The following is a 21,767-nucleotide window of genomic DNA, read 5'->3' as shown; positions in this document are numbered from 1 at the left end:
ACAATTATAGTATAAAGATTTTTTTATTTAAATATTTATATTAGAAATTTAATATTAAATAATATCAATAAATAAAAGACACAAGAATAAAATAAAAAAAAATATTTAAAATTTTCTATAAAAAAGTATAAATGATAAATAGAAGATTACTAAATAAAATATAATAAAAAAATTAATAAGAAAATAATCAACAATCAGTGGTGTTTCAATGAGAGGAGGAGAAGCAATAATTAAAGCTTTAATTGAAGAGGGAGCAGATACAATATTTGGATATCCAGGAGGGCAAGTTCTTCCATTTTATGATATGATATATGATAGTGATATTAAGCATATTCTTGTTAGGCATGAACAAAGTGCATCACATGCAGCAGATGGATATGCTCGTGCATCAGGTCGCCCTGGAGTATGTTTATCAACATCTGGTCCTGGAGCAACAAACCTTGTAACTGGAATAGCTACAGCTTATATGGATTCATCACCTATAATAGCTATTACAGGGCAGGTTTCAACTAATCTTATTGGAAATGATGCATTTCAAGAAGTAGATATGATAGGAATAACCATGCCAATCACTAAACATGGTTTTCAACCTAAAGACAGTAATGAAGTATCATCCATTGTAAAAAAAAGCTTTGAATTAGCTTCAACTGGAAGACCAGGTCCCGTAGTTATAGATGTTCCTAAAGATATTCAAGAACAAATTATAGGAAATAGGAAAAAAGCCATCTTTGACTTGCCAGGATACAGTCCAAACTTAGAAGGAAATATTAAACAAATTAAAAAAGCAATTAAATTAATTAAAAGTTCAAAAAAAGCTATTATATTAGCTGGAGGGGGAGTAATCCTTTCTAATGCATCAAAAAAATTAAAAGAATTTTCAAAATTAATCAATGCTCCTGTAGTCACCACTTTAATGGGTAAAGGATCATATGATGAAGAAGACGATTTTAACCTTGGAATGATAGGAATGCATGGAAGAAAAGTGGCAAACTTTTCAATAGCTGAAAGTGATTGTATAATAGCTATTGGATGTAGATTTTCTGATAGAGCCACTGGAAAAATATCAGAATTTGGAAAAAATGCTAAAATTATCCATATTGATGTAGATCCAGCTGAAATAGGTAAAATTATTGAAGTGGAAATTCCAATTGTTGGTGATGGAAAAATTGTTTTAAATCAATTTATTGAAATGATTAAAGAGTTAAAGTCTTCAAAGGACTCTGGCTATGAAAATTGGATAAACAACAGTCAAAAATGGCTAAACAAAGCTATTGAATTTAAAAAATCATGTATTCCGCGTGTTAGCTATGATAATATTCCATTAAAACCACAACAAGTAATTAAAGAAATATCAGAAGTTATAAGTGAAGATACAATAATTACCACTGATGTTGGACAACACCAAATGTGGGCTGCTCATTATCTCAATACAAAAAATCCAAGAAAGTTTATTTCCTCAGGTGGTTTAGGTACAATGGGCTTTGGTTTTCCATCTGCCATTGGAGCTAAAGTTGCAATGCCAGAAAATGATGTAATTTCAATTACAGGTGATGGAGGATTTTTAATGGTTTGTCAAGACTTGGCCACTATAAAAGAATATGATATTCCTCTTATTATATGTTTATTTGATAATAGAAAACTTGGAATGGTTTATCAATGGCAAAATCTATTTTTTAACAAAAGATTATCTCATACAGACTTAGGAACAACTCCTGACTTTATTAAATTAGCTGAAAGCTTTGGAATCGATGGAGTAAAAGTAGAAAAGCCTGGCGAGACAAAAGAAGAAGTAAAAAAGGCTTTAAAATCTGGAGAATCTAAGCTATTAAATATTGTTATTGATAAAGAAGAAGTGATACCTATGGTTCCTCCAGGTGAATGTTTAACAGAGATATTAGGAGATTATCACACTGAATAGAGGTAGAAAAATGAATACTAATCTTAATGAAAATTACAGCCATGTTATTAGCACATTAGTAGAAAACAAACCTGGTGTTCTTCAAAAAGTGGCAAGTTTATTCACACGTCGTGGTTTTAACATTGAAAGTATAACTGTAGGTTCTTCTGAAATTGAAGCCTATGCTAGAATGGTTATAATTGTAAATGGCGATGAAAAGACATTTGAACAAATTACAAAACAATTAAATAAATTGGTTGATGTAGTAAAAATTAAGGAGTTAAATCCTCAAATTACTTTAAAAAGAGAATTATGTCTTCTTAAAGTTAAAATCAACAATGAAAAATCAAAATCAGAGATTATTCAATATGTTTCTATTTTTAAAGGGAAAATAATTGATATTAGTGAAAATAATATTACTATTGAGATTACTGGAAGCCCTGAAAAAATAAATGGCTTTATTTCACTTTTAAAAGTTTTTGGAATCAGAAAAATTTCCAGAACTGGACCAACAGCTATTGAAAGAGATATTTAAACATGGTTTGTTGATTTTAAATATAATGATTTAAATATAATTTGTTTATAAATTAATAGGAATTAATATTAATTGTTTTTAATTAGTTTTAATTCTTATTTACTATTTTTAATTGTTATTTACTATTTTTAATTGTTGTTTATTATTTTTCATTTTCTAAATCTTCAAAAAGCTCCCAAATCTCAGGATATTTATTGCTAATAGCTTCATCAATTAGCTCTGATGCTTCTTTACTAATACTAAATTCAGGCTTTGTTTTTCTTAAATATCTTAAAACAGCAGCTGATTTTACTGACCATAAGGTTATTCTTGGATTTTTTCCAATTACTTTTTTAACATCATTAACATTTGATTCAACTATAGGATCAATGCTTAAATCTTGTGAAACATCTGATTCAATATTTTTTGAATCATTTGTTGGTTTTAAATTTGTTGATTTTAAATCATTATCTTGGTCTTGTGGTAATGAAGTTTCAATATTTTCATCAGTAGCTATTTTATCTGTTTTTTTGTTTTCCTTATTTTTCTTATTTTCATTTTTTGATTTACTTGTTTTTTTAGTAGTTTTTGTTGAAGTTGATTTTTTAGCTTTTTTAGCAGTTTTCTTTTTTGAAACAGCTTTTTTAGATGAAGTATCATTTTTTTCTGTATTATCCTTTGTATCTTCTGTTTTTTCTTCAACTTCCTCCTCTTCTTTATTTTCTCCTTTTGAATTATTTAAAATTTCCTCTAAAGTATAGGATGTTTCATCATTTTCATCTATTTTTGGAATTAATGAATCTAATCCTCTCCCCAATCCAATATTCTTTTCGACCATTTTTAAGCTCCTTATTAGACACTGTAATTTATTATAAATTTTATATTAAAGATATTTAAACAATTATAAAATGATTGAATATATGATAAATATCTATAAATTACATAATTATTACTAATTATTACTAAAAAATATAAATAATTATAAAATAATTAATTATTACTAAAAATTATAAATAAACATAAAATAATTAAATATATGAAAAATAATTATAACTTTATAATTATAAATTTTAAAAATATATTAAAACTATTATCAATTGTGATTTTATGTACGATTTTTATTTATCTAATTCTAAAAATTCTTTTGCTAGTTTTAAATATGATTTAGAACCTCTACTATCTTGATCATATAAAATACATGGTTTTCCAAAACTCGGAGCTTCTGCTAATCTTATATTTCTAGGTATAATTGATTTAAAAATGTATTCTTTCTTGTGGAAATACTTTTTAAGCTCATTATATACCTCTCTACCTAAAAGAGTTCTTGAATCATACAAAGTTAAGACAAATCCCTTAATTGGTGTAGGGCTATTTAACCTTTTTTCAACCAATTTAATAGTATTCATTAAATCGGCTACTCCTTCCAATGAATAATATTCTGCTTGAATTGGTATAATTACCTCATCAGATGCTACTAAAGCATTAATTGTGATAATACCTAAAGATGGAGGTACATCAATTATAATATAGTCAAAAATGTCTTTAACTTCTTCTAATAGCTTTTTTAAAACTAAATGATGATTAGGAATTTTGCCTAATTCTACCTCAATACCACTTAAAGAAATATTGCTTGGAAGTATGAATAAGTTTGGAACATTTGTAGAGATAATTGCTTTTTTTACATTTACTTGACCACTAATAGCAGAATAGATTGTAGTCTCTAAGTCTAATTTATCAATTCCAAAACTGGTGGTAGCATTTGCTTGTGGATCCATATCAACAACTAATACTCCCTTATTTAAATGAGCTAAGGATGCTGCTAAATTTACAGCTGTTGTAGTCTTTCCACATCCCCCTTTTTGGTTGATAATTGCTAAAATTTCTCCCATTTTATCACATTAATAAAAATAAAAAAAAATTAATTAATTAATTAATTAAATATAATTAAGTAAAAATTAAGTAAAATAATAAAATTAAATATAAAACTAATAGAATGAATAAAATTTAATAGAATAAATAATAATTCCAATAGAATTAAATATAAAATTAAAAAATCTTTAATAAAAAATAATTTATTTAGCTTTGTTTTAAATTATAAATTCTAATTTATAAGATAACACTAATAACTTAGTTCTTATTAGTTCTTTCTTATAAATTCTAAATTAAAAAGTATTTCTTAACACTTTTCACTTAACAGTTATAAATTATCTTTTATCATTTTTAACTAATAATATATACTTTATAATTTATAATATATAAGTTATTTGTTTTAAATTAGAATTTATTAGTTATAAAATAGAAGATATAAGTTATATATTATAAGATATTAGTTAAACATTATAAGATTTAAGTTATAAAATATAAAATATAAGTTATAAAATAGAAGATATAAGTTTTAAATTATAAGATATTAGTTAAACATTATAAGATTTAAGTTATATATTATAAGATATTAGTTTTAAATTATAATATTTAAGTTAAAAGAAAAAAGATATAATTTATAAATTATAAGTTAAAAGATAAAACTAATAATAAATAAGTTATAAATAGTAACTTATAATTTAAAAGATATAATTAATAAAATATAAGATTTAAGATATAATATTTAAGATATAAGTTAAAAGATAAAAGTTATAAGATATAAGTTATAACTTAAAATATAAAAAAATAAATCATTGAATAACTTTTCTTAAATGAATAAAATAAAACTCATCATGGACTTTTTCAATTTTAAACTTTACATATCCCAGTTTCCTGTATAAACTTAAATTTTTTATACTTTTATGGCTTGTATACAATTCAAATACTCTAGACCCACTAACATTCTCAATTTTTTCTAAAAGCTTCTTAGCTATTCCTTTGTTTTGGTAATCAGGATGAACAAATAGCTTCTCAATTAAAAACTTTTCATCCTTCTTATATCCTCTTACAGATCCAATAATCTTATCTGAATCAGGGTCACTTATTTTAAGAATAGTTCCAGTATTAAAATCATGTATAATTTCTTTCATAGTCTGATGAAGAGGTTTAATATTAAAATCATCATGTATTAAAGCTTCACTAACAAAAGAAAGCTTTTGTAATTCTAAAATTTCTTCTAAGTCATCTACTTCTGCATTTAAAATCTTCATATTGTCCAACCAAAAAAATTAACGATATCCATCAAGTTATAAACAAAAGCCCGCTAATAATAAAAGATTAACTTATAACTTATAAACTTATAACTTATAAGCTTAAAAAATTTTCTTTTTTATTAAAAAGGTTGTGCAACAGTTCGAAAATCTAAGTTTGTAAGTTTAATTAATTGAGTTAAAATTAGGCTTATAATGTTGTAATAAATTTTATTATAAAAAAAAATAAATATTTAATAAAATTCTGTTTTAATTAATATTAATATCTATTTACTAAAAATAACTATTTTTTAATGTTTAATTTATTATTCTTTAAAAAATTTAATTCAAATTTAACTAATTAATATGAGTTATTTACTAATTATAGCTATTTTTAAATATTTATTTTAAATATTTATTTTTATAAAAACATGTATCAATACTTTATATCTTTTAACATATTTTAAGATATTTTAATTAAATATATGTTTCTACAAGAAATAATCATTGTGTGACCTCTAAAATATGTTGTATATGAATATAAACTTTTAAAAAAATAAATAAAAAATAGTATTAAAAAATAAAAAATAAAATATAAAAAATATAAAAAAGGTTAATAAATAATAAATAGTAAATAAAATAAATAACAAAGGCAAATAAGTAATAAATAGTAAATAAAATATAATAAAAGGGTAAAATGAAATTTGATCCTCATATTCACAGTTTATATTCTGGAGATAGTAACAGTAGCATAGAAGGAATATTAAAAACTTCTATGGAAAAAAAAATGGATATAATAGCTATAAGCGATCATGACACAATTAAAGGAAGTAAAAAAGCTATTGAATTATCAAAAGAATATAAAAATATTGTAATAATTCCATCGATTGAAATAACAACAACAAAAGGGCATATTTTAGGATTAGGAGTAGAAGAATTAATAGAAAAAAATCTATCTCCCGAAGAAACAATTGAAAAGATCCATGAATTAAATGGCTTAGCTATTATTCCTCATCCATACACATTTTATAGACATGGACTGTTAACAAAAGTTAATTACAAAGATTTAAAAATAGATGGATTAGAAACAAAAAATGGAAGATATATACTAGGGTATGGAAATCATAAAGCAAATAAATTATTAAAAACAAGCAAAATAGCTGGCTTAGGTGCAAGTGATTCACATTTTTTAGAATCAATAGGTGACTGTTATTCAGAAATATTAATAAATAAGGACAATGATTATGATTTAGAAAATGATAATATAATTAAAGAAGAAATATTATCAGCTATTAAAAAAAATAAAGTTTTAGCAAAAGGAAAAGGAACTTCAAACATGTTAATATTTAAAGAATTTGTAAATAAAAAAATAAAAAGAAAATATAAAAGAAATTAATAACAAAAATTAAAAAATATAAGAAATATGAAAAATATGAAAAATATGAAAAATGAAAAAAAATATTTAAATGTGAATATTATTAAAAACAATAACTGAAAAATAAAAAGTGAAAATATGGAAAATATAATAATGGATTTTTTTGAAAAATACTTTTTTTCAGGATACAATATTTTTAATACTTTAGTCTATGGTATACTTTTAATAATAGCTATTTTTATATTAATACAATTTTTTAAAAAAATAGACAAAAGACCAGAAAAATTAATTGTTGCAGTTATACCATTTATTTTAATGGGATCAATAACCAGAGCATTGGTAGATAATGGAATATTTGAATACTCTTGGTTTTTAATAACACCAGGAATATATTATATAATTGGAGGATTAACAATAATTTCATTGTTATTAGGGTTATTAATAGAAAAAAAAATATTTAATAAGATAAATAAAACAAATAAAGAAATCATCGAAACAAATAATATAAAAAAAAATATAAAAAAAAACTTGAAAAATAACTTGGAAAATAAGTTGAAAAATAATATCAAAAAAAGTTTCAAAACTAAAATCAGAAAAAATATCAAAAATAAAATAGATTATAGACTAATAATATTTTCTTTAGGTCTATTAGGATTAATATATGTATCAATTAATATACATCAACTAAATTTTAAAGTTATTGTAGAAGTTTTGTTGATATGGTTAATTCTAACAGGGATTTTTTATATATTAGGGAAAAAAATCAAAATATACAGAGACAAATACAATCTAAGTATAATTTCGGCTCATCTACTAGATGCAACAACAACATTTATTGCAGTAGATTTTTATGGATACATTGAGCAACACGTACTGCCAAATTTAATATACAGTGAATTTTCTACAGCAACCAGTATTTATCCATTAAAAATTATAGTAATCTCACTAGCTATTTATTCAATAGATAAATATATAGATGATAAAACAATTAAAGGTCTTTTAAAATTAGCTATTTTTATTTTAGGTCTAGCTCCAGCAATTAGAAATCTTTTTACAATGGCTATAGGAATACAATAAAAAAATAAATTTAATTTAAATTTAATTTAATTCTAAAAAATAATTTATGTTTAATAATTCTAATTTAAATAAAATAATTAAGTTTTTAAATAATTCTAAATAAATAATATAATTAAATCAAGATTTTAAGTCTTATTGAATTGACAAAATATCTATAAAATTATACTATTTATATAATATAGTTAATATAGTTAAAAAAATATACAAAAACATACCCCAATGATAGAATTACAAAATAAAATATACAATAATATTACAATATATTAAAAAAAATATACAAAAATATACAATAATATTACAATATATTTACAAAGGACATAATATGTAAAATAGTATGATATGATATATTTAAATTATATTAAAATATAAAATATATTATAGATTCAATGTGTTAATTTAAATAGTTGATAAAATGTTTATAGAAAGTATAGAAAAATCTAAAAAAAATCTTAAAATCTCAGATAAGATTAAAATATTTGATACAACACTTAGAGATGGAGAACAATCACCAGGAATAGCTTTAACTGTAGATGAAAAAATACAAATAGCTAAAAGATTAGATAATATTGGAGTGAATACAATAGAAATTGGTTTTCCAGCAGTATCTGAAGGAGAAAAAGAATCTGCAAGAAAAATTACTGAATTAGAACCTAAAGCAGATTTATGTGGTTTGGCTAGAGTAGTTAAATCTGATTTAGATGCTTTATTAGATTGTGATTTATCATATGTCCATACTTTTATAGGAAGTTCACAGCTCCACAGAGAATATAAACTTAAAATGTCTAAAGAAACTGTCATTGAAAAAGCTGTTGAAGCCGTTGAATATGGAAAAGAACATGGATTAACAGTAGAATTTTCAGCTGAAGATGCTACAAGAACAGATATTGACTACTTAATTGAATTATATAAATCAGTTGAATCAGCTGGGGCAGATATGATAAATGTTCCTGATACAGTAGGTGTTTTATTTCCATCAGCAACAAAAATATTAATAGAACGATTAAAAGAAGAAATTAAGATCCCTATAAGTGTACACTGCCATAACGATTTTGGATTAGCCGTTGCAAACTCATTAGCAGCCATTGAAGCTGGAGCAAATCAAAGCCATCTTACTATAAATGGAATAGGTGAGCGAGGAGGAAATGCTTCCCTTGAAGAGTTTGTTATTTCTTTAATTGTGGCCTATGGAATAAAATTAAACATTGACACTAAACAACTATACAACCTTTCTGATTATGTTTCAAAAGTAACAGGTATTAAAATACCACCGAACAAACCAATTGTGGGTGGAAATGCATTTGCTCATGAATCAGGTATCCATGTTGATGGTATATTAAAAAATGCTGCCACTTATGAACCAATAGCTCCAGAATTAGTTGGTCATTCAAGAAAAATTGCTTTAGGCAAACATACAGGTGCAAGTGCTTTAAAAAGTAAGTTAAATGAGTATAATATTTCCATGGATGAAAATCAGTTTTGTAATGTTTATGATGAAATCAAGGCACTAGGAGATAAAGGAAAAACAATAACCGATGCTGATTTAAAAGCTATTGCTATTACTGTATTAGGAAAATCTAAAGAAGAAAATATAAAATTATTAGGATTAACTGTTGTTTCAGGAGACTCAGTTTCATCAACGGCTACTGTTAAACTCCAAATAAATGATGAAATAAAAGAAACATCCCATATAGGTGTAGGTCCTGTAGATGCTGCTTTAAAAGCCATTGAAGAATTAGTTAGAGATACAATAGCTATTAAATTAGAAGAATATAATATTGAAGCTATTACTGGTGGAACAGATGCTTTAGCTGAAGTTTTTGTAATAATATCCGATGATAAAGATAACAAATCAACTGGTAGAGCCACAAAAGACGATGTTATTATGGCAAGTGTAGAAGCCATTATTAATTCATTAAATAAAATATTATATATTAGAGACTCATTAGAATAATCAATAAAATCATGCAAAAATTAAATTAAAAACCATTATAATTAGAAATAATTTTTAAAATTAAAATTATAATTAAAAATAATATTAAAAAAATAATATTAAAAATAATTTTTAAAATTCTAATTAGAAATAAATTTTAAATTAAAATTATAATATAAAAATAAAAACTAAAATAAAGACTAAAAAAATAAAAAAATCATTATTAACTCAAATGATTTATATTAAAAAGATTTATCAATAAAACAGAGAGGAATTTAAATGGAATATAGTAAAGGTATTGTAAAAATATATAAAAGAAAATACAGCAGAACCCTTAAAAATGGAGATAAAAAGGAATATGTTAGTGAGCAGGTTCAAGTTACAGTACCAAAAGATTCTAATCAATTTGTTGATGAACAGGAAGTATTAATATTAGATTCGAAATTAGAAAAGAAACTAAAAAATAATGGAAAAACGGATAAAAAAGAAGCCATTAAACTCCAAAACGAACTTGAACAAATAAAAACCGATAACAATAAACTAAAAGAAGAAAAAAATATAATATTAAATGAAAAAGAAGAATTAAACAAAGAAAAAGAAGAATTAAAAGAAGAAAAAGAAGAATTAAACAAAAAAATAAGCGAATTAAACAAAGAAATAGAATTAAAAGATGAAAAAGTCTTAAATGATACTGAAACAGATAAAAAAGAAGCCATTAAACTCCAAAATGAAGTTGAACAAATAAAAACTGATAACAATAAACTAAAAGAAGAAAAAACTACACTATTAAATGAAAAAGAAGATGCAAATAAACAAATAAATGAACTTAAGAAACAAACAGATGAATTAAACAAAAAAATAGAAAAGTTAGAAGAGGAAAAACTCTTAATTGAAAGTAAATCAGCAGAAGCTGATATTGATTTTAAAAATAAAGAAAAAAATATTGAGATAAGTATTGAAAAAGAAGTTGAAAAGAATAAAAATTTAGAAAATGAAATTGATAAATTAACTAAAAAATATAACAATTTAGATGATGAACTAAATAAATTAAAAAATGAAAATAAATTCTTAAAAAATGATAATAATAACTTAGAAACACAAAACAAAAATTTAGCTGATGAAAATTTAGACTTTGACAATAAGACAAAAACATATCTTGAAAAAATTACAAGTTCTGAGGAAATCATAGATGCATTAAATAATGATATTGAAATAGCTAACAATAGCATTCAGAACTTAGAAGATAAAGTAAAAAATGCTAAAGCCGAAAGTGACGAAATTAATAATCAATTAAAAGAAACTATAAACAAAATAGAAATTGAAAAGCTATTAATTGAAAAAGAATTGAATAGGGCAAAAACAAAAAATGAAAATTTAAAGAATAATATTAATAATCTTGAAAAAGAAAAAGAATTTTTAGAAAATCATAAAACACCAGAAAATAAATCTTATGAAAGAGAATTTATTGACTTACAAGTAAAATATGCTGATTTAAACAGACAGTATATGGAAGTAAAAAGAAAACAAGAAAAAGCAGAACATGAACTTGAAGAATATAAAGCTTTATCAGAAAAATTAAAACAATTTATATTAAGCGATTGAAAAAATTAGTATAGAATGGCTGTGCATAAATTCGAAAATCTAATTTTCTAAATTTAGTTAATTATGTTAAATTAAATTTATAAAGCTATAATGGATTTTATTATAAAATAAATATAGATATTTAATAAAATTCTATTTTAATTGATATTAATGCTTATTTACTAAAAATAATTGTTTTTAGACATTTAATTTTCATTATTTTTAAAATGTTTAATTTAAATTTAACTAGTTAATATGAGCTATTTGCTAATTATAAGAACTTTAAACAAACTTTTTAAAAACAAACTTTTAGAAAAAGTTTGATCAAAAATAAAGAAAACTAATTTAAACAAAAGTTTTTTATTTTATAATTATTTTTAAATATTTATTTTTTATAAAAATATATATTAATACTTTAACATGTTTTAAGATATTTTAATTAAATATCTATTTTACAAAAAATAATCATTGCACAGCCTCTAGAAAAAAATAAAAAAATAGAAAGATATGATTGACATATCAATTAATGAAATTAAAAAAAATAATAAAATAAAAAATTAATAAAAGATAAATCTAATCAATAGATTCATCTTCATCTAAAGGGAGTCTCATGTTATCAGGATCTTGAGGTAAATATTGTAAAAAATCATCAGTTGCTCTTCTAACATCTCTAGAACCTGTAATATAACGTCCAACTACAATTATATCTGCACCTTTGCTAATAGCTTCTTCTACCTTGTCTGGAGTGATACCACCTGCAACAGCAGCAAGACCATTGCCAATAAGCTTTTTAATTTCTTTAATATTACCCCATTCAGAAATATCGTCAAGATCTTCACCTCTTTCTGCTTTAAGAGTTTCTAAATCGACATTTCTGTGTAAAAGAACAATATCTGGTTTTAAATCGTCTTTTAAAGCTACAATTTTCTCAATAAAGTTATCAACATTCATTAAATCTAAAATAGAATAAATTCCTTGTTTTTGAGCTTCTTGAATAGCTTTTTCAATAGACTCAATTGTACCAAGACCAGAAATAGCTATTGCATCAGCAGTTTGGTCAGCAGCCATTTTAACTTCAATTCTACCAACATCTAAAGTTTTTAAATCCGCAATTATGAAAGCATTAGGACGTAACTCTCTAATTTTAGAAATAATATCTACACCAAACCTTTTAACCAAAGGAGTTCCTGCTTCAAGTAAAATTCTTTCTTTATCAGGAATTTGAGCAATTATTTGCTCCATTGTGTCTGCATTATCTAAATCAAGAGCAACTTGTAAGTAAGGTGGTTTCCATAATCTACTAACTTTAAAGCCCATAATAGGGTGAGTTCCTCTGTCTTTTTCATCTAAAACTTTATCAACATTAGGATACTCTTTCAATGCTCTTTTAATAGCTAATTTAGTAGCACCATAATTGTATTGATAAATTTTTCTGTAATCTGTTGCTTCAGGATGAATAAATACACTTACAACAAGGACTAAATCTTCTGCATCATTCCTATCTATTATTCCCTCAGCAACGGCATCAGCAACGGCTCGTGCAACAGCTGTTTGAGCAGGACCAAAAATTTTACTTGCATCCTCTAAACTACCAACAGTTACTTTAGGAACAATCAAAGTAGCAGGCTTTGTAGGTAAATTTGGTCTAATAACAGAAAGTAAAGGTGTGTGTCCAATAGAAAGCTGGGATAATCCATTTGCAAAAGCGGTTCCAACAGGTCCATCTTTAGAACCAATCAATAAATCTATGTGAGCTAATTCATTACCATCGCCAATAAGGGCTTCTCCAATTTTAAACATTATAATCCTCCATTATTAAAACATTAAAAGAAAAAATAAAACAATCAAAAATATTTTAAATGAATATTTTAAAAGAAAAAATAAATAAAAAATTAATAAATAAAATATTATATAAATTAATGATAAATTAATAAATAAATTAGTAAATTAATAGATAAATAATAATATAGATAAATTAAAAGTTAATAGATAAATTAAAAGTAAAAATATAATTTTAAAATAAAAAAAAGAATAATAAAAAATATTTTAAAATTATATATTAATAATATTTAAATTATTTTATTTATAATTTTTGAAAAATAAAATTTTTTTGAAAAATAAATTTCTGAAAAATTCTGAACATATTAATTATAAAGATATTTAAAATAAATTAAAATAAATAATTATTGAAAAATAAAATTTGATAAATTAAAAAAAAATTAAAAAAAAATAAAATAATTTTAATTACATTGTCTCTGGAACTTCAATACCTAAAAGACCTAATGACTTTTTAATTATAAAAATAGCTTTTTCAACTAATATAAGACGTGGAATTTCGAATTCATTATTAATCACTTGTTCTGATTTATAGAATTTATTAAAGCTATTTGCTAAATCAAGGGAATATTGTGCTATTTGGTGAACTCTTCTTGAATTAACTGAATCTTCTACAATTGATGGAAATTTAGAGAAAAGTCTGATTAAATTAATTTCAGATTCATTTGGAATCCAGTTCTCAGGAACATCGTTTATGGATAAGTCTAAAATCTTAGATTTTTCTAAATCAGCATTTAAATTAAATTTATCTGATTTTTTAAGAAGTTTTAGTCCTCTTGCATAAGCATATTGAATTGATGCACATCCTTTTTCAAAGTTCAATGCTTCATCCCATTTAAAAGTAATATGTTTTTCAGGTGAAATTTTAGAAATATAATATCTAATAGCTCCAATTCCAATGATTTTAGCTATTTCTAAAATTTCATCCTCAGATAAATCATCTCTTCTTTTATTTAATTCATTTTGTGCTCTGATAATAGCTTCATTAATTAAATCATCAACAGATATAAAAACTCCTCGCCTTGTTGACATTGACCCTTCTGGAAGATTAATAAATTCGTAAAAAACAACTTCAGGAACCTTTTCTTTTAAGAGTTCTAAAGCTATGCTTATCTGCTCAACGGCTAACTTATGATCTGAACCTAAAACATCCACAATTATATCAGCTATTTTGGATTTGTAAACATGGTATGCTAAATCACGAGTAGAATATAGAGAAGTACCATCACTACGTCTTAAAACTAGTTCTTTTTCAATTCCAAAATCATCTAATAAATCTAAATATAATACATCATTTTCTTTAGTATAACCTGTATCAATAAGATTATCAACAATTTCATTAACCTTTCCTTCTCTAATAAACCTTCCTTCCCAAATAAATTCATCATGACGAATATTTATTTCATTAAGTGTTTCTTTTACTCCTTCTAAACATTTTTCAACTACAAATTCAAATGTTTTATTTAATTCTGGATTATTTCCACTTTCATACTCTTTAATTAAATTACTTATTTCTTCATTAAATTCTGGATTTTCATTTGTTGCTTTATTTGCTTTATAATATAACCTACCAATTTTATGGTCTATTTTATTATCTAGTTCGATATTTAAATCATCTTCAAGTGTTAATTCTAATTTTGTAATACCAAAAACAATAATAGCTATTTGTCTACCCATATCATTAACATAATATTGAGTTAATACATCGTAGCCACCAAGAAGAAAAATTCTTTTTAAAGCATCTCCAAATAATGAATTTCTTAAATGACCAATATGTAATGGTCCATTAGGATTTGCTGAAGTGTGTTCTAAAACTATTTTTTTATTTTTATTAGATAGTTGTCCATAATCATCATCTATATAATTTAATAATTTTTTTGAAAAGGTGTTGTAATTTATGTAGAAGTTAATATAAGGACCAACTGATAAAATTTTTATAAAAGATTTTGATGGTTTTAAAACTTCACTTAACTGATTAGCTATTTCAATTGGTGGTTTTCTTAATTTTTTTGCTAATACAAAGGAAATTGTAGTTGTTAAATCTCCTAAATCAGGATTTGGTGGAAAGTCAATTTTTATTTCACCAGGAATTTCAAAATTTAATTCTTTTAATCCATCTTTTATAATAGAAATAGCTTCTTCTTTTAGTTTGAAATACATTTATTCACCATGAATAAAAATTTATAATTTTTAAAATCTTTAAATTCTTTAATTTTTTTTAAAAATAAATATATTTTATAAGTTTTCATATTTTTTTATAAAAATTTTATATTTTTTATAAGATAATTAATGTATATAAATAATTATAAAATAAATATAAATAAATATAAAATAAATATAAAGTGATATAAAATAACTGATAATTAATATAAAACTTTAATAATATAAAGCTTTGATATTTACTTGTAAAATATTTAATATTTACTTATAATCCTCTTAGCCATAATGAAACATAGCCAATTTTTGGAACAATTAATGGGGTATTTTCAATGTTAATGACTCTTTCTCTTATTTGAGATACTGGTACAGGATAAGGATCTTGAACTGGATTGTTGTCTCCTTTTATAGTAAAGTATGTTTCTCCTTCAATTGTTGTTTTATTTATAACTCTATGAATAACTGGTTTATTATACCAAGATGCATCATAGACTACAATATCTCCTACTTCAACATCTTCAGGGTTAAATTCCTGAAAACCTAGAAAATTAGTCTTTTCAATAATAACAATGTCTCCACGATAAAATGTTGGCTCCATACTACCAGAAACAACCACATTCATATGCATGGCTAGTATAAAACATATAACAATTAAAACAATGTATGAAATAATTTCTTTTTTATCTGTCATAAAATCACCTGTTTATAAATAGATTTTTTTGATTTAAATAATTAATCATTTAAATATATGTCTTTTATATTATTTATAATAGTAATATTTCTAATTAGTAAAAAACTTTTATTTAAATTAGTTTTCTTTATTTTTGAGAAAACCTTTTGATGAACTTTTTTTTAAAAAGTTCTTCTAATTTACAATAATATTTCTACTTATGGATCTTATAGGAAACAACTAATAAATTCTTATTATTCCTTTTATTTTATTAAAATCATTATTAAAACTTAGTATTTTTCAATACCAAAGCTTCCCTATAAGGAATAAATAAATTGTATACAATTTGCTAGATTATGTTATAATTTATTGTATTAAAAGTTTTTCTTGAAAAAGAAAAAAAACAAAACAATATAAAAATATAAAAAAAGTTTGATTAAAATATTTTAAAATAAAAAAAATATTATAAACAAAAGATTTATAAATAAAAGATTTACAAAAAAAATAGCTGTTTAAATAGTCTATACAATCTTGATACACTTGAAACTATTGCCATCAAAGTGATTAAAACAAGTAAAACATTAACAACCAAAATTAAATAAATTGGAATAAAAATATAAACAAATGCAAGTATCCCTGGAACAAACATTGATAAAATCCCTGCATTTTTTCCCATAATATCAAAATATAGGAAATTTTTTGAACTTGGAAGGTCTTTCAAGTATTTTGAGCTTAATAAAAACTCAAATAGCTTATACAATATAATCAAAGGATATAAAAAGCTAATTATATTTAGATAAACCAAAACAAGAGCAGAAAGAATAGCTAATAATGAATCTCCAAAGATGTCTAATCTTGCACCTAAATCTGATTCAACCTTCCATTTTCTTGCTAAATATCCATCTACTAAATCAGTCAGCAGTATTATAGCAAACAATATTAAAATAACTATTGATTTTTCATGTGTGAAAAGAGCATACAAACAATAAAAGAAAGGAAAGGCTAAAATAACCCTTATTTAAGAGATTATATTTGGAACATTCTTCTTTAAAGCATTTTTATTGTTAATCATAATATCAAAATTTAAAATAAAAGACATTAATAATAAATTCTTTCAAGCCCATCAAGCCCATCAAAATTTGAATTAAAGGAAGCTATTTCTTTAATATTTTTTTCATTGATTATTGCTAAGCTTAATCCATCTGAAAAATTAGAAATATATTTATTTTCTCTTAGTAGTTTAATAGCTTCAAAGGTTCTTTTTCTATTGTCATAGATTACTTCGTAGTTGTTTATTAAATGGTTGTAGACTATTTCAGCTGCCTCTTCATCTATTAGATTCCTGATTTTTGAGACTGTAATAGCTATTGTGAAGTTATTGATTACTTTTTTCTCTATTCTGATTATTGCAGCTACTTTAAGTGAATCTTTATGTTTTTTATGATTTTCATCGAAGTAAGCTAAAAAGAAACTTGAGTCTATAAATATCATTTTATCACGAACTTATTAAATTATCCTTATTTGATAGCTATTTTTTGTGCTTAATTAATTTTTTTGATTTTTTTGATTTTGAAGAAAATATTCCTGCCATTTCATCAAAATTAATGTTTTCAACAAAGCTTAGTGTAATTTTACCTTCTTCATCTACATTCCATTCTACTAAGTGATTTTTATCAATATTAAACTGTTTTCTAATTTCTTTTGGGATAACTGTCTGATATTTATTGTATATTTTAGTTTTTATTCTCATAATCTTACCTTTATCATTTAAAACAATTAATAATGATTTTGGAAAATATTTGGAATTATTTTTTAATAAAATTATTTAAAATAATCTTTTCACACAGTGAAAGATTTATTAAAAAACATTATTACTTTAATAATTTCATAAACTAATTTTTTTCATAAGATAAAAATAAATATGGAGTTGATTATATTTATAATTATTTAAAAAAGAGTTTAAAATTAAGTTTTGAAATATTATCTATCCATTTAATAGCTCATTATACTTATCTTGTAGTAATTTTTTCTCTGGCATGATTGTTTGATATTTAGAAACCATAGCTGGTGAAAGACTTCTATTTAGTGAATATTCTACAACAGTATCATCTTTATCACTACATAACAATACACCGATACTTGGATTTTCATTAGTTTTTTTAACATCCTTGTCTAATGCCTCTAAGTAGAAATTTAACTGTCCAATATATTCAGGTTTAAATTTGTCCATTTTTAATTCAAAAGCCACTAAACATTGAAGATCTCTATGGAAAAACAGTAAGTCTATAAAAAAATCAGAGTTTCCTACTTGGAGTCTGTAGTTTTCCCCTACAAATGCAAAATCCTTACCTATTTCAAGTATAAAATTCTTTAAATTGTTAATTAATTGATTTTGTAAATCATTTTCATTGAATTCGTGCTTTAAATCTAAAAATTCAAAGACATAACTATCTTTAAAAAATTTGTTAGAATTAGGATATATTTCTTCAGTTTTTTTAGATTTTTGAGTTCCATAAAGCATTGTCCTTTCAAATAAGCTTGAAGAAATCTGTCTATCAAGTTCTCTTTTACTCCATTTTTCATTTCTACAACTATTTATATAAAAAATCTTTTCTTCAATACTTTCACACCTTGAAAATATTAACAAATTATTAGTCCAACTAATTTCTCGCACCAGTATTTTGAGTTTAGGATAATTTTTATAAACCAAATAAAATTGGTTCATTCTCCATAAATTTCTATTAGAAAACCCTTTTAGATTTGGTTCTTTTTTAAAAATATATTCTGCAAGGTGTTTGACCACTGATTCACCCCAATCAGATTTTTTAATTTTTTCATCAATATATTTGCCAATGTTCCAATAAAGACTAATTAATTCTGAATTAATAGTTTTTAATGCATTATATTGAGATTTTCTTATCATGTTTAAAACTTCTAGAAAATCTTTTTTGTATATTTCTTCTATATCACCCATGTTTTCACATTCATAATAAAAATAATTTATTTTATGATAAAATTTCAATAATATTTAACAAAATAAAAAATTATTAAAAATTAAGCATTTTAAATCAAATAAAAAATTTCTAAAACACAATGAATAATTAGCTTAAAATTCATAATTTAATTTAAAGCTTTTTAAAAATATTTAAATAATTAAACAATAAGATATTTTTTGCATATTAATAAAAAAATTCTATTTAAAAGCTTTTCAAAATAAAATAATACCATATAAAAATAGTGACACCACTGGTGTCACTATTTGTCTACACTGTTTAAATTAAAAATAAATAGTTATAAAAAGTTTAAAAATTAAATAACACTATAAAAATTTCTTAAATAAAAAAATAATATTTTGTATAAAATAATATTTATTCAATATATAATCAACTTCTTGAGTTATAATATTTATATCATATCTAAAATATTTTCATAACTTATTTTTTATCATAAAATAATTATTTATATATATTTATTTGTATTTATAATCTTCTTAAAAAGTAAACATGTCCTATAAAAAACTGGAGTTTTTTTGATTTTTCCAATGCTGTCAACTTAAGAAAAATTTTTTCAAAGTTTTATTATTTCATTAAAAAATTGAAATTGTTTATAAATGAACCTTTCAATTTGTAATACTTATAATCAAATTTTATATTAATAATTCCTTAACTTGACAGAATTGTGATTTTTCCAAAAGATTTATAGCATGTGAAAACATATAAATAAATTGTATATATAGTTAAAATAGTTAATAAAAAATTGTGATTTTTAAGTGTTAATAAAAAAATCAATTTTCTTATTTATTAATACAATTTAATAGGGTTTATATATTAATATGATTTATAGATATATTTTATAGATATAATTCATTTTTATTAAACATTATTTTAAATAAATCATTTATGGGAATAAGTATGAAAGTATTACCTATTGGAACACAGTCTTTTAAAACTCTTAGGGAAAATGATTACCTGTATATAGATAAAACAAAATATATTAGATTTAATAAGTAGTGGAAGGTCATTTTTTCTTTCTCGTCCACGCCGATTTGGAAAATCATTGCTTATAAATACTCTAGATGAGATTTTTAAAGGAAATGAAGTACTTTTTAAAGATCTTTATATTCATGACAAGTGGGATTGGAATGATAAATACCCTGTAATAAAACTTGATCTAAGTAAAATCGAAAACCAAAATCCACAAGAGTTAAAAAAAGAACTAAAAATGGCTATTAATGATATTGCAGAAGAATTTTCCATAAAACTTAGTGATAGCTCACCACAAAGACTTTTAGACGAATTAATTAGAGGTTTGTATAATAATTTTAATAAAAAAGTTGTTGTTTTAGTAGATGAATATGATACTCCTCTAATTGATGTTATAACTGATGAAAATACTTATAAAAAGAATCGTGATATTTTAGCAAAGTTTTTTAAAATATTAAAAACAAATGACGAATATATTAAATTTATTTTTCTAACAGGGGTTTCTAAAATAGCAAACTTATCATTATTTTCAGGATTAAACAGCCCAGATGACATTACATTAGATGATAGGTTTGCTTTGCTCTGTGGATACAGTGAAGATGAATTAAAAGATTATTTTAAAGAATATATTGACACAGTTAGAGATAACTTAAATCTAAGTTTTAAGGAATTAATGGATCATATTAATTATTGGTACAATGGATATAGTTGGGATGGGAAAAATAAAGTTTACAATCCAAGTTCTACTTTAAAGTTATTTAGTGAAAAGTATTTTTCTAATTATTGGTTTACAACAGGAACTCCAAATTTTTTAATGGAACAAATCAAAAAAAATAATAATTTAAATCTTGTTTTAAAACCAATTACTTTGGTAAAAGATGATTTAGATAGTTTTAATCCTAATAATTTTGATGTCACTCCTTTATTATTTCAAACAGGGTATATTAGTATAAAAAAAGTTGAAATTCAAAACCTTGAAAGGCTTTTCACTCTAGATTTTCCTAATCATGAAGTAAAAGTATCATTCTTTAAAAAACTATTAACTGCTTATTCAACTTCTCTTAAGTAAAATTAATAGAACTATTGAAGATGTTAAAAAGAGTATGAAACTAAATGAAGCTAAGTCTCTTGAAGAAAACATATCTACTGTTCTAGCATATGTCCCATATGATATTCACTTAAAACACGAATATTACTATCATAATCTATTTATAGTTTGGTTAAAAACATTAGGATTTGATATCCAAGGTGAAGTCCATAATAACATTGGTTCTGCAGATTTCATATACAAAGACAAAAATTTTGTTGTAGTAGGAGAATGTAAATTCAATGCCAATGAGGAAAAATTAGAAAAAGAGTTAAATATTGCTTTTAAGCAGATATATAAAAATAAATACTATAAAGCTTATGCTAATAATGAAGTTAAGTTATTAGCCATTGCTTTTAGCCGTGAAAAAGTTTTATGTAAATTTAAGTTATAAATATTATACATCTAACAGGATGTCTAATAGAGATTTTCTATTAACCTGCTTTTTTTAATTAATTTTTTTATTTTTTTTTTAAAAATTGTATTTTTATGGAGATTTTTTTTAAATTATGGGATTTTTGCCTTTTTTTACTGTTTTTCTTGCTTATTT

Annotated in this window: 17 protein-coding genes and 1 pseudogene; 8 read left to right on the top strand and 10 right to left on the bottom strand. The window is 23.0% G+C overall.

The window, feature by feature from the left end; genetic code table 11:
* Nucleotides 1-208 precede the first annotated feature (208 nt).
* Nucleotides 209-1,918 (top strand): acetolactate synthase large subunit, encoded by a 1,710-nt coding sequence (locus tag MBCUR_RS05195; RefSeq protein ID WP_067091134.1) that lies wholly within the window; start codon nucleotides 209-211, stop codon nucleotides 1,916-1,918.
* Nucleotides 1,919-1,928: 10 nt separating this feature from the next.
* A complete protein-coding gene (gene ilvN, locus MBCUR_RS05190) occupies nucleotides 1,929-2,432 on the top strand; it encodes an acetolactate synthase small subunit (RefSeq protein ID WP_067091130.1) in 504 nt (167 codons plus the stop codon).
* Nucleotides 2,433-2,574: 142 nt separating this feature from the next.
* Here the strand turns inward: ilvN and MBCUR_RS10690 are convergent, their stop codons facing one another.
* The 3 genes from MBCUR_RS10690 to MBCUR_RS05175 form a co-directional block, all read right to left on the bottom strand.
* Nucleotides 2,575-3,249 (bottom strand): hypothetical protein, encoded by a 675-nt coding sequence (locus tag MBCUR_RS10690; RefSeq protein ID WP_211265128.1) that lies wholly within the window; start codon nucleotides 3,247-3,249, stop codon nucleotides 2,575-2,577.
* Between the two features lie 280 nt (nucleotides 3,250-3,529).
* On the bottom strand, nucleotides 3,530-4,300 hold the full coding sequence (locus tag MBCUR_RS05180) for a ParA family protein (protein WP_067091128.1): 771 nt from the start codon (nucleotides 4,298-4,300) through the stop codon (nucleotides 3,530-3,532).
* 783 nt (nucleotides 4,301-5,083) lie between these two features.
* Nucleotides 5,084-5,542: a GNAT family N-acetyltransferase gene (locus MBCUR_RS05175; RefSeq protein ID WP_067091125.1), complete on the bottom strand. Its 459-nt coding sequence runs from the start codon at nucleotides 5,540-5,542 to the stop codon at nucleotides 5,084-5,086.
* Nucleotides 5,543-6,218: 676 nt separating this feature from the next.
* Between MBCUR_RS05175 and MBCUR_RS05170 the strand changes: the two genes are divergently transcribed.
* The 4 genes from MBCUR_RS05170 to MBCUR_RS05155 all read left to right on the top strand — a co-directional run bounded on the left by MBCUR_RS05170 (nucleotide 6,219) and on the right by MBCUR_RS05155 (nucleotide 11,505).
* Nucleotides 6,219-6,917: a PHP-associated domain-containing protein gene (locus MBCUR_RS05170; protein ID WP_067091122.1), complete on the top strand. Its 699-nt coding sequence runs from the start codon at nucleotides 6,219-6,221 to the stop codon at nucleotides 6,915-6,917.
* Between the two features lie 117 nt (nucleotides 6,918-7,034).
* Nucleotides 7,035-7,973: a DUF63 family protein gene (locus MBCUR_RS05165; protein WP_067091120.1), complete on the top strand. Its 939-nt coding sequence runs from the start codon at nucleotides 7,035-7,037 to the stop codon at nucleotides 7,971-7,973.
* A 412-nt stretch (nucleotides 7,974-8,385) separates the two neighbouring features.
* On the top strand, nucleotides 8,386-9,924 hold the full coding sequence (locus tag MBCUR_RS05160; RefSeq protein ID WP_067091117.1) for a 2-isopropylmalate synthase: 1,539 nt from the start codon (nucleotides 8,386-8,388) through the stop codon (nucleotides 9,922-9,924).
* A gap of 258 nt (nucleotides 9,925-10,182) precedes the next feature.
* Nucleotides 10,183-11,505, top strand: a complete 1,323-nt coding sequence (locus tag MBCUR_RS05155; protein ID WP_067091115.1) for a coiled-coil domain-containing protein — start codon at nucleotides 10,183-10,185, stop codon at nucleotides 11,503-11,505.
* Between the two features lie 552 nt (nucleotides 11,506-12,057).
* Here MBCUR_RS05155 and MBCUR_RS05150 read toward each other — a convergent pair.
* The 7 genes from MBCUR_RS05150 to MBCUR_RS05120 all read right to left on the bottom strand — a co-directional run bounded on the left by MBCUR_RS05150 (nucleotide 12,058) and on the right by MBCUR_RS05120 (nucleotide 19,121).
* Nucleotides 12,058-13,284: a bifunctional 5,6,7,8-tetrahydromethanopterin hydro-lyase/3-hexulose-6-phosphate synthase gene (locus tag MBCUR_RS05150; RefSeq protein WP_067091112.1), complete on the bottom strand. Its 1,227-nt coding sequence runs from the start codon at nucleotides 13,282-13,284 to the stop codon at nucleotides 12,058-12,060.
* A gap of 444 nt (nucleotides 13,285-13,728) precedes the next feature.
* Nucleotides 13,729-15,480, bottom strand: coding sequence for an arginine--tRNA ligase (gene argS / locus MBCUR_RS05145; RefSeq protein ID WP_067091109.1), 1,752 nt, complete (start codon nucleotides 15,478-15,480; stop codon nucleotides 13,729-13,731).
* Nucleotides 15,481-15,745: 265 nt separating this feature from the next.
* A complete protein-coding gene (locus tag MBCUR_RS05140; RefSeq protein WP_067091106.1) occupies nucleotides 15,746-16,168 on the bottom strand; it encodes a signal peptidase I in 423 nt (140 codons plus the stop codon).
* Between the two features lie 472 nt (nucleotides 16,169-16,640).
* Nucleotides 16,641-17,156, bottom strand: coding sequence for a CDP-alcohol phosphatidyltransferase family protein (locus MBCUR_RS05135; RefSeq protein ID WP_342669786.1), 516 nt, complete (start codon nucleotides 17,154-17,156; stop codon nucleotides 16,641-16,643).
* An 89-nt stretch (nucleotides 17,157-17,245) separates the two neighbouring features.
* Nucleotides 17,246-17,638 carry a type II toxin-antitoxin system VapC family toxin gene (locus MBCUR_RS05130; RefSeq protein WP_067091097.1) on the bottom strand — a complete coding sequence of 131 codons (393 nt, stop codon included), beginning with the start codon at nucleotides 17,636-17,638 and terminating at the stop codon, nucleotides 17,246-17,248.
* 37 nt (nucleotides 17,639-17,675) lie between these two features.
* Entirely contained in the window at nucleotides 17,676-17,897 is a 222-nt protein-coding gene (locus tag MBCUR_RS05125; RefSeq protein ID WP_084269519.1) for an AbrB/MazE/SpoVT family DNA-binding domain-containing protein, read from the bottom strand.
* Nucleotides 17,898-18,131: 234 nt separating this feature from the next.
* Nucleotides 18,132-19,121, bottom strand: coding sequence for a PDDEXK nuclease domain-containing protein (locus tag MBCUR_RS05120; protein ID WP_067091093.1), 990 nt, complete (start codon nucleotides 19,119-19,121; stop codon nucleotides 18,132-18,134).
* A gap of 925 nt (nucleotides 19,122-20,046) precedes the next feature.
* Between MBCUR_RS05120 and MBCUR_RS05115 the strand changes: the two are divergent.
* Together MBCUR_RS05115 and MBCUR_RS10050 are read left to right on the top strand one after the other, a co-directional pair.
* A pseudogene (locus MBCUR_RS05115) lies at nucleotides 20,047-21,199 on the top strand (ATP-binding protein).
* Between the two features lie 34 nt (nucleotides 21,200-21,233).
* The gene (locus tag MBCUR_RS10050) at nucleotides 21,234-21,611 is read left to right on the top strand and encodes a PD-(D/E)XK nuclease domain-containing protein (RefSeq protein ID WP_084269515.1); all 378 of its coding nucleotides are present in this window, start codon (nucleotides 21,234-21,236) and stop codon (nucleotides 21,609-21,611) included.
* The last annotated feature ends 156 nt before the right edge of the window (nucleotides 21,612-21,767 follow it).

This window comes from Methanobrevibacter curvatus (assembly GCF_001639295.1).
Lineage (GTDB): Archaea > Methanobacteriota > Methanobacteria > Methanobacteriales > Methanobacteriaceae > Methanoflexus > Methanoflexus curvatus.
The sequence above is the reverse complement of the archived record's forward strand: the minus strand, read 5'-3'. Positions and strand labels throughout refer to the sequence as shown.

Bases quoted from the DNA above. Each gene is read 5' to 3' on its own strand.
- MBCUR_RS05170 (WP_067091122.1), top strand. From the start codon at position 6,219: ATGAAATTTGATCCTCATATTCACAGTTTATATTCTGGAGATAGTAAC.
- ilvN (WP_067091130.1), top strand. From the start codon at position 1,929: ATGAATACTAATCTTAATGAAAATTACAGCCATGTTATTAGCACATTA.
- MBCUR_RS05130 (WP_067091097.1), bottom strand. From the start codon at position 17,638: ATGATATTTATAGACTCAAGTTTCTTTTTAGCTTACTTCGATGAAAAT.
- MBCUR_RS05140 (WP_067091106.1), bottom strand. From the start codon at position 16,168: ATGACAGATAAAAAAGAAATTATTTCATACATTGTTTTAATTGTTATA.
- MBCUR_RS10690 (WP_211265128.1), bottom strand. From the start codon at position 3,249: ATGGTCGAAAAGAATATTGGATTGGGGAGAGGATTAGATTCATTAATT.
- MBCUR_RS05155 (WP_067091115.1), top strand. From the start codon at position 10,183: ATGGAATATAGTAAAGGTATTGTAAAAATATATAAAAGAAAATACAGC.
- MBCUR_RS05180 (WP_067091128.1), bottom strand. From the start codon at position 4,300: ATGGGAGAAATTTTAGCAATTATCAACCAAAAAGGGGGATGTGGAAAG.
- MBCUR_RS05175 (WP_067091125.1), bottom strand. From the start codon at position 5,542: ATGAAGATTTTAAATGCAGAAGTAGATGACTTAGAAGAAATTTTAGAA.
- argS (WP_067091109.1), bottom strand. From the start codon at position 15,480: ATGTATTTCAAACTAAAAGAAGAAGCTATTTCTATTATAAAAGATGGA.
- MBCUR_RS05195 (WP_067091134.1), top strand. From the start codon at position 209: ATGAGAGGAGGAGAAGCAATAATTAAAGCTTTAATTGAAGAGGGAGCA.
- MBCUR_RS05150 (WP_067091112.1), bottom strand. From the start codon at position 13,284: ATGTTTAAAATTGGAGAAGCCCTTATTGGCGATGGTAATGAATTAGCT.
- MBCUR_RS05160 (WP_067091117.1), top strand. From the start codon at position 8,386: ATGTTTATAGAAAGTATAGAAAAATCTAAAAAAAATCTTAAAATCTCA.
- MBCUR_RS05120 (WP_067091093.1), bottom strand. From the start codon at position 19,121: ATGGGTGATATAGAAGAAATATACAAAAAAGATTTTCTAGAAGTTTTA.
- MBCUR_RS05125 (WP_084269519.1), bottom strand. From the start codon at position 17,897: ATGAGAATAAAAACTAAAATATACAATAAATATCAGACAGTTATCCCA.
- MBCUR_RS10050 (WP_084269515.1), top strand. From the start codon at position 21,234: ATGAAACTAAATGAAGCTAAGTCTCTTGAAGAAAACATATCTACTGTT.
- MBCUR_RS05165 (WP_067091120.1), top strand. From the start codon at position 7,035: ATGGAAAATATAATAATGGATTTTTTTGAAAAATACTTTTTTTCAGGA.